The following is a 15052-nucleotide window of genomic DNA, read 5'->3' on the forward strand; positions in this document are numbered from 1 at the left end:
TCAGTTCTGGTAGCGCGCGACGAGGCCGAGCAGCGTGTTGGGTTCGAAAGGCTTGACCATCCAGGCGCTGGCGCCGGCGCGGCGGCCTTCCGCCTTGATCTCGGCTCCGTTCTCCGTGGTCAGCACGATGATCGGCGTGTTCTGCCCGGCGGCCCGCGAGCGGCAGGCGCGAGTGAACTCGATGCCGTCCATGATCGGCATGTTGAGATCGGTGATCACAAGATCGGGCTTGAACTGGTCGAATTTGTTCAGGCCGTCCTCGCCGTTCTCGGCCTCCGCCACTTCGTGACCGGCGTTGCGCAGAGTCAGGCTGAGCAGGCTGAGCAGGGTCTTGGTATCGTCGATGGCCAGGATTTTCATGCCTGTCACTCCAGAACGAGAGCGCTGTGAGCGGCATCGAAGCCGATCGCCCGCAGGGATTCGCGGCATTCCGAGGAGGCCGCCTTGAGCGTGACCGAAAGCCCCCGCGCCTTGGCGCTGGCGGCTGCGGAATGAAGGAGCTGGATCCAGAGGCTCGGCAGCGGCCCGGCTTCCGCGCATTCGACGGCGACGCTTTCCTTCTGCTCCAGCGCGACGAGCAACTGGTTGCGAAAGGTCGCGGCCTCGGAACGGCCGAGGAAGGGCGGAAGCGAGACGGTGATGACCATGAAGGGCGATCCAGGATTGCCCGTGGAGCATCACAACAAACTGGTAAAAACTTCGCTAAATGGCGCGAGGCCCGTCAACACTCGTGACGCTTTCGCGACGATGGCGCGGCGGCCGGCCCGGCTCAGAACATATTGTTGCTGATCGCCCGCGGCACCAGCGTGATCTTGCCGTTCGTCTCCCGGTATTTTCGCGGCATGTTGATGATCCCCGACATATGCAGCCAGAGATTGTTGGGCGAGATCGGCTTGGTGATGATCTCATGCGCGCCGAGCTTCGCTGCCTGGAGGATCGAGCGCCGGTCCGGCCGCTCCATCATCACCAGCACCGGCGCCTTGGCGAAGGGCGAAGTCTTGAAGGAGCGGATCGCGGCCAGGCATTTCACGCTGCCGCCATCCGGCAGATCCCAGTCGAGAATGACGATGTTCGGCTGCTTCTGAATGAAGGTCGTGGCGGCCGAGGACAGATCCGGCGCCTCGAAGATGCGATTGAGCTGCGTCTGGTACAGCATCGTGCGGACGATCCGCCGATAATGCGGGCTCGGGTCGATGAGCAACACCGACAGGTTCGGGAAGGAAGGCGCGATATGCATGGCGCTCGCTCGGGTACTCGCTCACTCAACTCCGCAGACGGCACGAATGGCCGCTACGCCTTCAGCCCGATGCGGAAGCCGCCCCAGTGCCGCCCCTTCACCAGGATCGGCGCCGACAGATCCTCCATCACCAGGAACTGCCCGCCGCCCATGTCACGCCTGTAGCTCTGCAGCAGGAAGGGCTTGCGGTTGCGCGCGGCAGCGAGCCCCGTCCGGTCGTCGAAGATGCGCCGGTTGCGGCAATTCGCATTGTTCCACGCCGGGTCCCGGCCCTGCGGCTGGGCATATTTGCGGTTATGCGTCGGCAGGAAGCCGTTGCGGTCGACGGCGGCGCAGAACACGATGCGCCCGTTCGAGCCCAGCAGTTGCTCCTGCAGCGGCGGCAGCAGGCGGTCGGTCAGGCCGACGAAGCGGGTCACGTGCTGGACCGGGTCGGAGCCCGACACCGGCCGATAGCCCTCGTCGAACAGATCGGCGAGCGTCACATCGCCCCGCGCGAGTGCGGTCTCGAACAGCGCTCCGATCGTCGCCGCCGTCTCCATCACCGTCGCGATCAGCTCGGATTGCGCGGTTCGCACGCCGGAGGCGGCGATCGAGCCGAGAATGCCCTCGCTGATCGTGACCAGCGCGTCGGTGCGCTGGACCGCCTGTTCGAGGATGTGGGTCGACGCGTCGACCCCGGCAACGAGCCCGGCGAGATCCTGCCCGGCCTTCGCACAGGCCTCGGCATTCTCCCGCGTCGGCCGCGATACCGCCTCGATCTCGCCGATCAGATCGACGACCGAGCGGCCGAAGCTGTCGAACTCGCTGACCTGCTGCGAGATCGTCTGGCTGCCCTCGCGGGCACGCTGGGCGGTCTGGGCATTCTGCTGACTGCGGCGGGAAAGCGCGTCGACCGCCTTGACCAGAAGATCAAGTTGCGCCGCGCTCGCGGCCGTCGCTTCCCGCGTCTGCTCGGCCAGCGCCTTCACGGCGGCGGCGATCACGGCGAAGCCCTTGCCGGCCTCGCCGCTGCGCGCCGCCTCGACGCCAGCATTGATCGAGAGCAGCTGAATCTCGCGGGTGATCGACTGGATCGCATCGCTGGAGGCCCGCGCCTTGTGTGCGTCGCTGACGGCCTGCGCCAGCGCCCGCGACATCGACTGCGCCTCCTCCGAGAGCGTCTCGATATCCGTCTGCGCCGCATTGAGACCGAGCTTGACCGAGCCGGCGACACGTTCCAGCCCGCTGCGCACTACCGAAGCCGCAGCTTGCGCCCCCTCGGCGGACTGCCGGATCGCGTGATTGGCCCGCGAAACCTGCTCGACCGCCCCGACGACGCGCCGAAGCCCGGCGGTCTGGGTCTCGAATTGCTGGGTCACATCGCCGATTCGGCCGGCGACATCGGTGATCTCGGCGCTGAGCTTGCCGAAGCGATCGGCGATCTCGCGCACGGCGCGCTCGGCGCCGGTCTCCGGAGTTGCAATCGGGCGAATGGATGCGCCGGCGGACGCCGCAGCATCGTTGAACGGCTCGTTCGGGGTCGCCAGATCGGCCTTGAGAGCCAGTGCGTGCATGCGAGGCGTTTCCCGAACTGACGGATTTCCTTCCAGACCGTAGTGAAACGCGGTAAATCGCTGGTTAAGAGGGTGTTTCGGGGCGTTAAGCGTGTTGCGGGCGATTCGACTTGCCGTCGCCGCATCCGGCGGGGCCAGATGCCGCTGGAACCGCCCTGAACCTTTCGACGTAGACGAACGACAACAACCGGCGGCGGCCGGACGGGCTGCCGGCCATCCTTTCCTGCAGGAGAACGCCATGACGGAATTCGCAGCCCTTTCTCGCCGCGGCGTGCTGACGCTTGGCGCAGCAGCCCTCGCGGTCGCTACTGCGCCGAAGGTCTGGGCGCAGGCCACCGCCCCGGCAGCACCGGCCGGCCCTTTTTCGCTGCCGAAGCGCGCCTATGAGCCCAACGCGCTCGAACCGCATATCGACGCGACCACGATGGATATCCACTACAACCGCCACCACGCTGCCTATGTCGCGGCTCTCAACAACGCCGCCAAGGACAATGGCGTGATCGCCAAGGCCTCCGTCGCAGAGCTGCTCACGGACCTCAACCAGTTGCCGGAGAGCGTGCGCACCCTCGTTCGCAACAATGGCGGCGGCCACGCCAACCACACCATGTTCTGGGAGGTGATGGGTCCGGGAGCCGGCGGYGCACCGACCGGCGACGTCGCCGCCGCGATCACCCGCGACCTCGGCGGCTTCGACAAATTCAAGGCCGATTTCGAGGCGGCGGGCCTGCGCGTCTTCGGCTCGGGCTGGGTCTTCGTCACCGTCGACAAGGACGGCAAGCTCGCCTTGCTGCCGAGGCCGAACCAGGACAGCCCGATCATGGAGAAGCAGATGGTCCTGCTCGGCAACGACGTCTGGGAGCACGCCTACTACCTGAAATACCAGAACCGCCGGGCCGACTATCTCAAGAGCTGGTGGAACGTCGTGAACTGGACGAAGGTCAACGAGCGCTACGCCGCTGCAAAGGCCGGCAAGCTCGCGATCTGAGCTGCCGCGGACTGACCCGGTTCAAGTCGGAGAACAGGCGCATGCACGCTGCCAATCGGCAGCGTGCATGCGAAAACTGACGACGAACGCGGCGTTCCAGGGCTCAGGCGACGCCTACGCTGCCGAAGACCATGCGGCCGCGATGGAAGGTTGCGCTGCGCTCCGGCAGGCGCGCGACAGCCTCCGCCGAACAGCTGGCCGGAACCAGCGTGAAGGCCGCGTCGTCGCCGGCCTTCGGCCATGCCCGCTTGCCGCTGTCGTCGAGCGGCAGCACGCCACCAGTAGCGATCGCCATGGCGCGCGACAGACGGAATTCGTCGCTGCCCCTGTAAAGCTGCGCGTGGAGGTTGGCCTTTTCCAGCATGTCTCCCTTGCCGAAGGGCGACCAATGGTCGATCACGCTGTCGGTCCCGGTCATCACGAAGACTCCCTTCTCGCTCAGCTGCGGCAGCGGCATCGTCAAACCACCGAGCGGCACCGTCGAGGCGATGGTCATCTGCTGAGCCGCCATGCGGCCGATGGTCTCCGTCAGCGCGCCCGCAGACAGGGTGGTCAGGGCGAAGGCGTGGCTGATCGTCACCTTGCCCCGCAAGGCCGGGTTCTTCTCGACGGTGTCGATCATATGATTGACTGCCGCGACACCCGCCGGGTTGGTCTCATGCAGGTGGATGTCGACGCCCTTGCCCGAGTCGAGCGCGATCTGGAACATGGCGTCGAGCGATTTCTCCATCGCGCCGTCGACATTGGTCGGATCGAGCCCGCCGACATAGGCGGCGCCCATTTTCATCGCCTCCCGCATCAGGCCGTCGACCTTTGAATGCAGCAGGCCGTGCTGCGGGAAGGCGACGATCTCGCAGTCGAAGTCGTCGCGATGGTTCTCCAGCGCGCGCTGCAGATGTTCGAGGCTCTTGAGGCCGCTCACCGGATCGATGTTGCAATGGCTGCGGGCTACGGTCGTGCCCTTTGATTGCAGCAGGGCGATCAGCGCCTCGGCCCGCTGCTGCGAGGTCGGCAGCAATTGCGGGATCAGCTTCTCTTCGCGAGCGATCATGTCGAGGATCGTCTTGCCCTGGCGCGGTAGCGGCGCCTGCCACGGACCGCTGTAGAAGGTCTTGTCGAGATGGATGTGCATGTCGCGCATCGCCGGCAACGCAAGCTGGCCATGGGCGCGGTAGCAGGGCACGCCTGCTGGCAGTGCGGCTCCGGCCGGATGCAGCGCGGCGATCTTCCCGGCCTTGATCTCCAGCGTGTAGAGCGCCGTACGCGTGCCGACGACGATCTCGCCGTCGCGCTCGAAGCCGTCCTCCAGCCTCACATCGGTCAGGCAATAGTGCTGGTCCGTCAGCTTGCTGACGCCCGCCTCCGACGCCGAACGCCCCTGTGCGGCCGTGCTCGGGGCGGCCTGGGCGCCGCCGCTCGCCAGCCCGGCGACGGCATAGGCGGCAGTGACCTTTCCGGTCTGGCTGAGAAAGGCCCGTCGGCTGTGATGATGCCCGGTTTCCATGGCGGTTTTCCGTTGCCTTGATGGTTGCGTTTCCGCTCCCGGATCTACGCGCCGGCAACTCCGTTTGGCAGCGATATTTGACAATCCCAGCTATTCGAAACGGCAATGGCGCCTGACGGCCGCCACCCGCTCACCATTCCAGCTGGCAGAATTCGGCCAAGCGCTCCGCCAGCACGATGGCGGCGGCAGGCGCGGTGTCGCGGTAGTAGAGCGCGAGCTCGAAATCCGTGATCTCCGGCAACCCCTGGGCCGCGCCAAGTATCCGGTGACCGGGCAACCGGCAGCTCGCGGGCAGCAAGGTCACGCCCAGCCCGGCAGCCGACGCAGCGGCGAGCGCGGCCAGACTGGCGCTGCTGTAGCTCACGCGCCAGCGAATGCCGAGGCCGTCGAGCGCCTCGCAAAGCTCCTCACGGTAGAGGCCATTGAGCGGAAAGACGGCGAGCGACACCGGCGAGCGCTCGATCCCCGGATACGCCGTGCTGTCGAGCCACAGCAAGGGCTCCCGCCGGGCTGCGCGAGGCGGCTGGCGGCGGCGCTGCTTGACCAGGATTAGGTCCAGCTCCTCGCGGTCATAGGCGCTGCGCAGATCGGCGCTGAGGCCGCTGGTGACGTCGAGCCGCAAATGCGTCTGCTCGCGGCTGAACGCGGCGAGCAGGTCGACGGTCGGCACCGTGAAGTCCTCGGGCATGCCGAGCCGCAGCACGCCGTCGCGCCAGTAACCGGTCAGCGCGTCATGCGCCTCCTCGTTCAGCGCGATGATGCGCCGCGCATAGCGCAACAGCCTGCCGCCTTCTTCGGTCAATTCGACCTGATGCGAGGATCGCTCCAGCAGGGGCTTGCCGAGGAGATCCTCCAGCCGCCGGACCTGTTGGCTGACGGTTGATTGCGAGAGGGACACGCGGTCGGCCGCGCGGGTGAAGCTCAGCGTCTCGCACACCGCGACGAAGCTCAGCAGCAGTTGCGGGTTGAACATCGGATAACGGTTCATTGGCCCGCCGCGAGGCACGTCATCGGCCGATTGTCCAAGACCTTGAGGGCGTTCGCCACGCTGCCGCGCACGACCATCGCAGGGTTGGCCAAGCCTTCGGACCTGTCAACGCCGAAGCACCGTTCATCGAAGCGTAAGGCGTTGCCGGCGCTTTTGGCGTATCCTGTGCGAAGCTACGCCGCTAAAGCACGCGCCCTCTCCGCCAAATCACAAGCCAAAACTGCGTGCATGTGATGGGCGAGGACGGACATCTACCCCGCGCGCAAGGATGAGAGGTTCCGGGATGGCTGAAGACGAGCAGGAGGCGTGGCTCAGGAAGCTGAAGGAAGCCCGCCGGCTGATGATGGTTCACTATCTCGCCGATCGTCATGACGAGGGCGACAAGATGAAGAGGCTCGCAGCAGATCTCGAGCAGTTCGGCCGGTCCCGGGCTTGGCCGATTCCAGACGAAGAGTATGCGCGCAAATCCGATCGTTGAGATCGAATTGCCGCCGCCCCACACCGAGGACCGGCATCTATGCGGACCGGCAGCTATCTGTGGCGATTTCGGCCTGGCAAAGCCCAAAGTGGCCTGCGCCCCGCAAGAATTGGTGGGCCGGGCCGGACAGAACTGGGAACATCTTTGGCCCGTTGAGGTCACCCAGAGCTTCCGCTTTCCGGCGGGGCTGGCTGAGATAATCTTGAACCGCCAAAAAATGGTCCATTCGCTTGCGCCCGGAATGTCGGTTTTGTGGCGCGCTATTGAGGTCGGTAGCTCCGCAGGCGGAACCGATGATAAGGCGTTTGCGCGCCAGCGGGGGATTGCTGCAAGCGCGGGCGCTCTGAGGGTAGGCAATAGCCGACGAAGACGAATCTGACGGCAATTGGGGCTTCCGCTGGCCGAAGGCGCGGGACTGACATTTTGCCCAATCCGACCATCACCATGAAAACGCTGACCTCAACCTTTTCGGCTTCAGCCGCACATGGAGGATGACGAGCGAGTACGGGATGGTGGCGGACTTCATGGTCGAGCGGGTAGCCGCAGATTACCACGATAAGGACCTGCTCGTTTTTCCCCATGATCTTCAATTATCGGCACTGGATCGAGCTGTCGTCGAAGTCCCAAGCGCGTACGGCCGAGCCGCGCCGCTGGGCAAGGCCTCCTCGGGCTCAAGAGGGGAAGGCGGGCGCCTATAGGCATGGACCTTCCGCTCCTGCATCCAAGCCGAGCGCTTACGAACCGGAGAGGCTTCGAGGGTCCCACTGGCGCCATAGGCCGTAGAACGGACCCTCGGTAGATGACTGCTCGCGGCGCCCGGTCCGCAACTTCGCGCAGCGCATCGACGTCTCCGAGGCCATGATCCACGTCGTAATGGTCAGCCTCGTACGTCTCAGCCACTGAGCTCAATCTCAAAAGGAGTCTGAGGCGGCCGAGGCGCCTTGTCGTCAGGGAACGCCCGGGGGCAGCGGCGGCTCCGCATTGAGCAGCGTGATCGTCACCCGTCGGTTCGACGGGTTGTAGGGATCGTCGAGGAAGAGCGGCTCGGTGTCGGCACGTCCTACCACGGAAGCAAAGCGGTTGCTGGGGAGCCCGGCACCCGACAGGATCTCGCGCACGGCGAGCGCGCGCCCGGCGGTGAGGCTCCAGGAATCGGCGGCCTGCACCGAGCCCGGGCGCGCAGGGGCCGTGTGGCCGGCGACAGATAGTTGGTTGGGCAGCCGGCGCAGGGTGGGCGCGAGCGCCTCCAGCACGAGACGGGTGCGGTCGTAGGGCTGGACCGAGCCCTCGGGGAACATGGAGCGGCCGTACTCGTCCACGAGGGAAACGTTCACCCCCTCCTTGGTCGGCTCGATCACGATGTTGCGCGACAGCTCGGAAATTTCGGGCATTTTCTGGAGCGCCTGCCGGAGGCTGGCTATGGCGCTATAGTTGGCCTGCACGCCGGCGGCCGGGCGGCTGACTTCACGGTCGCTGCGGCCCGAGCTGGGTGGGCGCGCCTTGTCCTCTTGCCCGTTAGTGCCCCTCGCCGCGTCGCGGGGCGCCGATGGCCTGCTGCCTGACTTGTCCAGGGCGGTGCCCATCATGACACCGCCGGAGCCACTGGTTGTAAGACTTGGAGCCGCCGGCGCGAAGTATTCCGCCAAGCCGACTTTCTGCTCCTGCGTCGTCATGCTGATCAGCCACATCAGCAGAAAGAACGCCATCATGGCGGTCACGAAGTCCGCATAGGCGATCTTCCAGGCCCCGCCATGGTGCGCATGAGCGGCCTTCTTGACCTTCTTGATGATAATCGGCTGGGTGGGCTTGGCCATCGAGTCCCTGCTGGAGATTGGGTCAGATCTAGGCGGGCAGATTGGCGGTTGCCGCTTCCACTTCGCTGAAGGTCGGGCGGACGTCGCTCATCAGAGCCTTGCGGGCAAATTCTACCGCCACCACCGGTGGCTGGCCGCCGATATGGGCGAGGAGACCCGCCTTGAGTGAAAGGAAGTATTTGGATTCCGCCTCGAAGGTGCCCTTGAGCGACTGCGCCATGGGCCCGAAGAAGCCGTAGGCGACGAAGACGCCGAAGAAGGTGCCTACGAGCGCGCCGCCGATCAGATGTCCCAGCACCTCCGGCGGCTCTGTGATCGCCCCCATCGTCTTGATCACGCCGAGCACGGCGGCGACGATGCCGAGCGCCGGTGTCCCATCGGCAAGCGACTGCATGGCCGCAACGAGACGCTCCTGCTCCTGGTGGTGCGTCTCCAGTTCTTCGTCCATGAGAGCGTCGATCTCGTGGACGTTGTTGGCGCCCATCGTCAACATACGCATGTAGTCGCAGACGAACTCGACTGCATGATGGTTCGCTGCAAAAGTCGGGAAGGCGTTGAACAGCGTCGACTCGCTTGGATTTTCAATATGCTCCTCGACCGCGAGCATGCCCTTCTGCTTCACGAATTTGTACAATGAATACTGCATCCCCAGCAGTTCGACATAGCATTCCTGCTTGTACTTGGAGCCCTTCATGAGCGTGCCGAGCATGGCGGGCACGGCCTTGAGCACCGGCGCGGGGTTGCCGATGACGAAGGCACCGATCGCTGCACCGAGGATGATAACAAACTCGAACGGCTGCCAAAGGACCTCGAGGTGGCCACCCATCGCCGCGTAGCTGCCGAAGACGCAGACGAAGACGATGATTGTGCCGACGATCAGCCGCATGGTTTGCCACCCTCGCGCCGCAGCAGGTACAGCCCGCGCGAAGCCACTCACTAGTCCGACGGATGACCGATCAAGGTTAAGGGCGCGTTTATGGCCGCTGGCCCGCGGGTTTGTCAGCGTCGTCCTCCGGCCGCGGCTTTGAGGCTCGGGGCGGCAAGGTAGGCCCAGGGAAGAAATCGGGGGTACGATGCGTCTCCGCCAATTCCGGTGATCGGCGTCCAATAGGGAACCGTTTCCCGGGATCATCTACGCTGCGCCACTTTGCTGTGGCGCGGCGAGGCGATGCTCAAATGTCCGGTTATGGCGCCGTTGCGACCAGTTTCGGGATGCGAGCGATTTCCGAAACCATCATATGACTTCGGATAACCTTCCGGATCGTGCGCTCTTCGAACTAGCCTCGAATGCCCGGTGGTGGGAGAGAGGAACTATCCAGGCAGGACGCGGACCGCTGCCCCGATGCAGATGATCAACATCATCGCCGGTACCGCCCAGCGCAAATGCCAACGCAAATCGGCGGCCTGGTCGCGCCAGCGAAAGCTGGGGTGAGCGATCGCCACCGACAGGGCAATCTCGAACATCAGCACTGCGACGAGATAGAGGTATCCGAGCGATATCATCTCGGCGACGGGGGTATTGAGGGAGATCGAGCCCGGAAACGAGGATTCGAAGGTGAAGCTGATCGCGGCAAGGGCCAGCAGGGAGGAGAAGATCAGGCCTCCTTTGTCTTGCTCCTTCAAACCCGGAGACCACAGCACGAACAGCGAGACCGCGAGCACCGCGATAATGGGAATGAAGACCCGCAGGTGGTAGCGCTCCGCATAGCGCGCGATCGTCACGGTCGCGTTGAGGCGCGAGTAGGAGCGCGCGTTCCAGCCGATCGCGAGATCGTTGGTGAAGCGCAGGCCGACCGGCCGCCAGTCGACGACCGAGAGCGTATCCTCGACGCCGGAGAAGGGACGGTCGGCCTCCGTCGTCAGAATGATCGCCTCCTGCTGTGCATAGCGCGGCAGCGAGAGGCCGATCGTCAGGTTCTGTCGGTCGAAGGGAAAGGCGTCCATGTTCATCCGAAAGCGGAAATCGCTTTCGAAGCGCTCGATCAACACCACCTCGCCATCGGCATGCACTGAAAGAGCGACGATGCGTGCGTCCTTGTCTCCGATCTGGTTGTCGAGCGCGAGGCCGGGCGACCATATGGTCTTCAGATAGTCGTCGGCCTCTTCGCCGACCCGATCTTCCCGGGCAAGGCCGCGCGCGACCGCATCGAAGGCCAGGCGCGGGTCCTGCCAGCGCTGGGTCAACTCGAGATGCAATCGCCCCTGCCCTGAGACTTCCTTGATCTCCAGGACGTTGAGCACGCGCAGCGCGATATGGACGCGTACCGGCAAGCCGAAGGCCTCCGGCAGCGTGGCCCTGCCGTTGCCCGTCCTTTCCTCGCCCCCCATGCGCCTTGAGCGAGGCCGAGGAGCATCAGGGGGAGGAGAGGCGGCCGATCATGAAACGGCCCGCCGCGGGCGCGACAATACGAGAAAGCCGACAAAGGCGAGTATCCCGCCGCAGAGGGCGATGACCCATAGTTCGGTGCTCAGGCGGCGCCAGTCGGACCGGGTTTCTTCCTTGAGCATCAGGACGGTTCCGACCAGCTTGCCGGAGAAGTCGACCAGTGGCTGGCTCATGAAGGCGTAGCTGCGCTCGCCTATCTGCCTGCGGCCGAACTCGATATCCCGTTGCGGCTGCGCTCCCCGGGAACGCAGCAGGTTCAGGAAAAGCTGATCGTCGGTCGATGCCATGACGCTGAGACCGCCGACCGAAGGCAGCTTCGGGTCGAGTGCGACGCCGGTGAGAGAGGCAGCAGCGACAACCCCAATCTCGCTGTTGGTCGCCGTCTTGACGAGCTCGATCAATGGCCGAAGGTCCAGCCCGACCTCCATCGTCCCGAAGAACTCCGAACCGCGCTGGACCAGTGCGACACCGCGGATGCCGATACCGGCGATGCCGATCTCGATTCCGGTCTGGGCGCGCCGCAACCGGTTTGCTGCGACGATCATGGCCCGGAAGGCGGATATGTCATCGCCATGCTGATCAGGGCGATGCATGCGCAGCAGGTAACGCAGCTCCTTGTCGTGATAGCCGAAGATCTGCACGTTCGCCTGCCGGCTGAGATACTGGTAGGTGTCCTCCGACAGGGCCCGCAACCGAGCGCGATCTTCGGCCGCGAGCGCGTCGCGAATCTCGGCATTGCGCGCGAAGGATTCGGCGAGCGAGAGCGAGAACCTGGCTGCTTGATCGAAGCTCGAGCCGAGCAAGGTGCCGACAAGCCGCATTTGTTCCTCGCGGTTGCGGGAGGCGACCTGTTCGACGCTGCGATGCTGGTGCCACAGCATCGCCCCGAGAATGCAGGCGAGGAGGAAGGCGGGCAGGCCGGCGCCCAGCAGGCGTCGTCCGAAGGGGGGCAGCATAGGCATCTCCGGTCGGCCTACCAGCGGGTCATCGCCTGGAAGGAGAAGCGATGGGTCGTGGCTCCCAGCCGCAGGTCGCCGTCATAGGAGCCGGCCACCTCGATCCGCGGGGTGACGAAGCCCGACAGGCTTGCGCCGATCACCGCTCCGTCGCGGGCTGCCTCCGGGCTTCGCGTCACGACACTCGCACCCAGCAGGCTCGCTTGCAGGACCGCGACGTTGTCAGCGAACTCATGAGACCAGTAGGCCTTGAGGTCGAGGCGCAGCTTCGCGTCGCCGGCCAGGGGCGTCGACAGCCGGGCGCCCGCCAGGGAACGCACGGAAGTCTGGCCTTGACCACGCAGGCTCAGCGCGAAAGCCCCGGCCTGCGTCTCGGTCAGGCCATCCTGTCGGGAATGAAGCAGGCTGATCCCGGTTTCAGGCGACAGATCGAGGCCCGCTACGGAGGCGAGGCGATATCCGGCGACGGCATTGCCGAAGAAGCCGTAGCTATCGCCCTCGCCATGTGCGGCCCGCTGGGCATTGCCGAGCTGGATCGTCCTGCGAACGTCTGTCTTGCCATAGTTGGCGCCGATCGAGCCGCGCAGGGTCAGGGCACCGAAATCGGCGCGGCCATAGGTCGCCAGGCTGTAGCTGTCGAGCGCGACGCGGCCGGCCGCATCGGCCTTCGGGTCTGCGCTCGAACGCGTGTATCCCAGGGCGGCGCCGATCGTTCCGGCCGGGAAGGCGGCGGTTTCCGCACCGATCATGGCGCCGGCGAGGCCGAAGCGCGAGCCCGTCCCGTTGACGTCTCCTCCCGTCCGCCCGAAACCGTAGAGGGCCTGCCCCCAGATCACGCCGTCCCTCGCCGGCTGCACTCGCCCGGGCTCGACCGAAGCGCTGCCAAGGCTGGCATAGCCCGCCGCTCCCAGCCCGGTGAGCTGGTCATATCGGGAGGACCAGCCGGCCGTCAGGCGCTGATCGAGAGCCGCGCTGACCGTGCGCTGGGCGTTCATCATCGCCATGCGGGCATCGGCGTAGCTCTGCCCTGACAGCGAGCTCAGCGCACCAGGCAGCGTGCCCGATGCGGCCGAGTAGAGCGCGTCGAATACCTCCTGCCGCGCGGCATCGGGGCGCGTCCCGGCGGCTGGCCGCACGGAATCGAGCGCCCTTGCGACGGAGAAGCCATTGCCGTTCAGGCCTGCGAGCGCGGCATAGGAGCCGGGTGTCACGACCAGCGACAGCCCGGTGGCGCCGTAGAGGGCGTCGAAGCGGGCATTGGCAGGCAAGCCATTGGCCGGCTGGTCCAGCCCGGTGAAGCTGCCGCTCAGGCCTCCCTCGGCCACCAGCACCCGGAAAGCGGTTCCGGACACGGGCGTAAAGCCGTTGCTCGCATCGCCGGCGATGCCGCGCAGCACGGGGGCGATCCGCCCATCCACGGTGACATGTCCCGAAACGGTCTGTGCGACGAGACGCGAATAGTTGCCTGCCCCGTTGCCCGTGCCGGTCCCGTCGATGTCGAGCACGAAGCGGTTGGTGACGCCGAAGCTCACCGGGCCCTTGACGAACAGCGTGCCGGGGGAGTTGCCCGGCATGACCGTGCCGGCGCTGAACAGGCCAGCCTCGATCGAGCCGGTGCCGCGCAAGGTGCCTTGCTGGCCGACGGTGACTGCGGAGGTAACGGAGCCATTCAGCGCCAGCGTTCCGGAGATGACAGCGGTGCCGCCGGCGTAGGTGTTGCGGCCGCTCAGTTCGAGCCGGCCTTCGCCCCGCTTGACCAGCCCGCCCGCGCCGGTGATGTCGTTGCCGAAAGTCGCCGAATAGCCCTTGGTGTCGACGTCGAAGGTCTGCACGAACTGGCCGGGGCCGCGCACCGCCTTGCCGACATTGAGCAGGCCCCAGCCATAGATCTCGGGCGAGCCTAGATCGGTCGCCGTGGTGAGGATGGACTGGACCACCTGCGGCGCGGTCATGAATGGAAACGCTTCGCGGACGAGGGCTGCTGCCCCTGCCACATGCGGAGCAGCCATCGAGGTTCCGCTGGATAGATTGTACGGCTCGGTCGGCGAGCTGCCATTGGCCGGGGTTACGGTCGAGACGATGTTGACGCCGGGCGCCGCAAGGCACCAGGCGGCGGCGATGCCGCAATAGTTGCTGAACGACGCTATCTTGCGATCGCGGTCCACCGCGACGACGGCGATCGTATAGGGCTGGAGATCCGAATAATTGAGGCTGCTCGAACTGATCTGGTCGCCATTGCCGTCGAGGAAGACATAGAGATTCTTGCCGGCATTCTCCGGCCGGATCGCGGGGTAGAAGGCCGCACCCGTCGGATTGCGCGCGATCACCGGCTGGTCCTCGCGCTCGTTGCCCGCGGCGAAGACCATGACCATGTCCGATGCGCCGGCCTGTCGAATGGCTGAGACTTCGGCAGAGGTGCCGTCGATATGGTAGGGCTGGATCGGGAAGACGACGTAGTCGGGGTTGGGGCTGCCGTCCGGCAGGGTCGGCGAGGGATAAGAAGGGCCGTAGCTGCCGTTCAGGACCTTGGCGCCGTGCTCGCTCGCATAGCGGATGGCGGCAGCGATATCCCCGCCGCCCGGAACGATCGCGCGCAAGGCCAGGATCTCCGCGTTATAGGCGACGCCCTGCATGCCGTTGCCGTCTCTCGCGGCGGCGATCGTGCCGGCCACGTGGGTTCCGTGTGAGAACCTATCCCGATCGAGGATATCGGCCGGGTCGGGCCGATCGAACCCGAAATTGCGGGATAGCGGCGAGAGTCTGCCGTCGAATTCGGGATGCGTGAGATCGATGCCGCTGTCGACCACCGCCACCAGCACGCCTTTTCCGCTGAGTCCAAGCGCATAGGCGTCGGCGGCGTTGATCTGCGCCAGGCCGTAATTGGCGTTGTATTCTGGCGTCGCGAAATACGCGGGCGCAGGGGTCATTGCGGCACGCGGGAGATTGCGGACGGGGCGGCCGAAAAAAGCGTCCGGCAGCGCAGGCAGATCCGATGCCGAAGCCGCCATCGGCATGAGAGCGGCGAGAAGCGACGCCGCGGTCGCGCAGAGGAAGGCGGAGCGAAGGACGGCGCGGTGCGCGGCGATGATCGGCATAGGCAAGGCTCGTCAACGTGGTCCAGCAGGCGTGGACCGGTCGTTCGGCGCGT

Annotated in this window: 13 protein-coding genes; 2 read left to right on the forward strand and 11 right to left on the reverse strand. The window is 65.6% G+C overall.

Annotated features, from left to right (window positions below):
* From AC1DE3_RS02815 to AC1DE3_RS02830, 4 genes are all read right to left on the reverse strand, one after another.
* Nucleotides 1-360, reverse strand: a complete 360-nt coding sequence (locus tag AC1DE3_RS02815) for a response regulator (protein WP_441512161.1) — start codon at nt 358-360, stop codon at nt 1-3.
* A gap of 5 nt (nt 361-365) precedes the next feature.
* Nucleotides 366-647, reverse strand: coding sequence for an STAS domain-containing protein (locus tag AC1DE3_RS02820; protein WP_476778999.1), 282 nt, complete (start codon nt 645-647; stop codon nt 366-368).
* Between the two features lie 122 nt (nt 648-769).
* Nucleotides 770-1237 (reverse strand): response regulator, encoded by a 468-nt coding sequence (locus tag AC1DE3_RS02825; protein ID WP_441512159.1) that lies wholly within the window; start codon nt 1235-1237, stop codon nt 770-772.
* A 53-nt stretch (nt 1238-1290) separates the two neighbouring features.
* The gene (locus AC1DE3_RS02830) at nt 1291-2793 is read right to left on the reverse strand and encodes a methyl-accepting chemotaxis protein (RefSeq protein WP_476778998.1); all 1503 of its coding nucleotides are present in this window, start codon (nt 2791-2793) and stop codon (nt 1291-1293) included.
* Nucleotides 2794-3031: 238 nt separating this feature from the next.
* Between AC1DE3_RS02830 and AC1DE3_RS02835 the strand changes: the two genes are divergently transcribed.
* Complete coding sequence (locus AC1DE3_RS02835) at nt 3032-3778, forward strand: superoxide dismutase (RefSeq protein WP_476778997.1); 747 nt, start codon at nt 3032-3034, stop codon at nt 3776-3778.
* A gap of 103 nt (nt 3779-3881) precedes the next feature.
* Here the strand turns inward: AC1DE3_RS02835 and AC1DE3_RS02840 are convergent, their stop codons facing one another.
* Both AC1DE3_RS02840 and AC1DE3_RS02845 read right to left on the reverse strand, forming a co-directional pair.
* Nucleotides 3882-5282 (reverse strand): amidohydrolase family protein, encoded by a 1401-nt coding sequence (locus AC1DE3_RS02840; protein ID WP_476778996.1) that lies wholly within the window; start codon nt 5280-5282, stop codon nt 3882-3884.
* Between the two features lie 130 nt (nt 5283-5412).
* The gene (locus AC1DE3_RS02845; RefSeq protein ID WP_476852051.1) at nt 5413-6255 is read right to left on the reverse strand and encodes a LysR family transcriptional regulator; all 843 of its coding nucleotides are present in this window, start codon (nt 6253-6255) and stop codon (nt 5413-5415) included.
* A 298-nt stretch (nt 6256-6553) separates the two neighbouring features.
* Here AC1DE3_RS02845 and AC1DE3_RS02850 point away from each other — a divergent pair, with 298 nt between their 5' ends.
* Nucleotides 6554-6748 carry a hypothetical protein gene (locus tag AC1DE3_RS02850; RefSeq protein ID WP_476778994.1) on the forward strand — a complete coding sequence of 65 codons (195 nt, stop codon included), beginning with the start codon at nt 6554-6556 and terminating at the stop codon, nt 6746-6748.
* A gap of 947 nt (nt 6749-7695) precedes the next feature.
* Here the strand turns inward: AC1DE3_RS02850 and AC1DE3_RS02855 are convergent.
* The 5 genes from AC1DE3_RS02855 to AC1DE3_RS02875 form a co-directional block, all read right to left on the reverse strand.
* On the reverse strand, nt 7696-8562 hold the full coding sequence (locus tag AC1DE3_RS02855; RefSeq protein ID WP_441512153.1) for a flagellar motor protein MotB: 867 nt from the start codon (nt 8560-8562) through the stop codon (nt 7696-7698).
* A gap of 28 nt (nt 8563-8590) precedes the next feature.
* Nucleotides 8591-9448, reverse strand: coding sequence for a flagellar motor stator protein MotA (gene motA / locus AC1DE3_RS02860; RefSeq protein WP_441512152.1), 858 nt, complete (start codon nt 9446-9448; stop codon nt 8591-8593).
* A gap of 425 nt (nt 9449-9873) precedes the next feature.
* Nucleotides 9874-10833, reverse strand: coding sequence for a neurotransmitter-gated ion-channel ligand-binding protein (locus AC1DE3_RS02865; RefSeq protein WP_476852052.1), 960 nt, complete (start codon nt 10831-10833; stop codon nt 9874-9876).
* A 105-nt stretch (nt 10834-10938) separates the two neighbouring features.
* Nucleotides 10939-11904 (reverse strand): cache domain-containing protein, encoded by a 966-nt coding sequence (locus AC1DE3_RS02870; protein ID WP_476852053.1) that lies wholly within the window; start codon nt 11902-11904, stop codon nt 10939-10941.
* Nucleotides 11905-11921: 17 nt separating this feature from the next.
* Nucleotides 11922-14999 carry a S8 family serine peptidase gene (locus tag AC1DE3_RS02875; RefSeq protein WP_476778991.1) on the reverse strand — a complete coding sequence of 1026 codons (3078 nt, stop codon included), beginning with the start codon at nt 14997-14999 and terminating at the stop codon, nt 11922-11924.
* Between the last annotated feature and the right edge of the window lie 53 nt (nt 15000-15052).

Source organism: Allobosea sp. 10L417 (genome assembly GCF_056395485.1).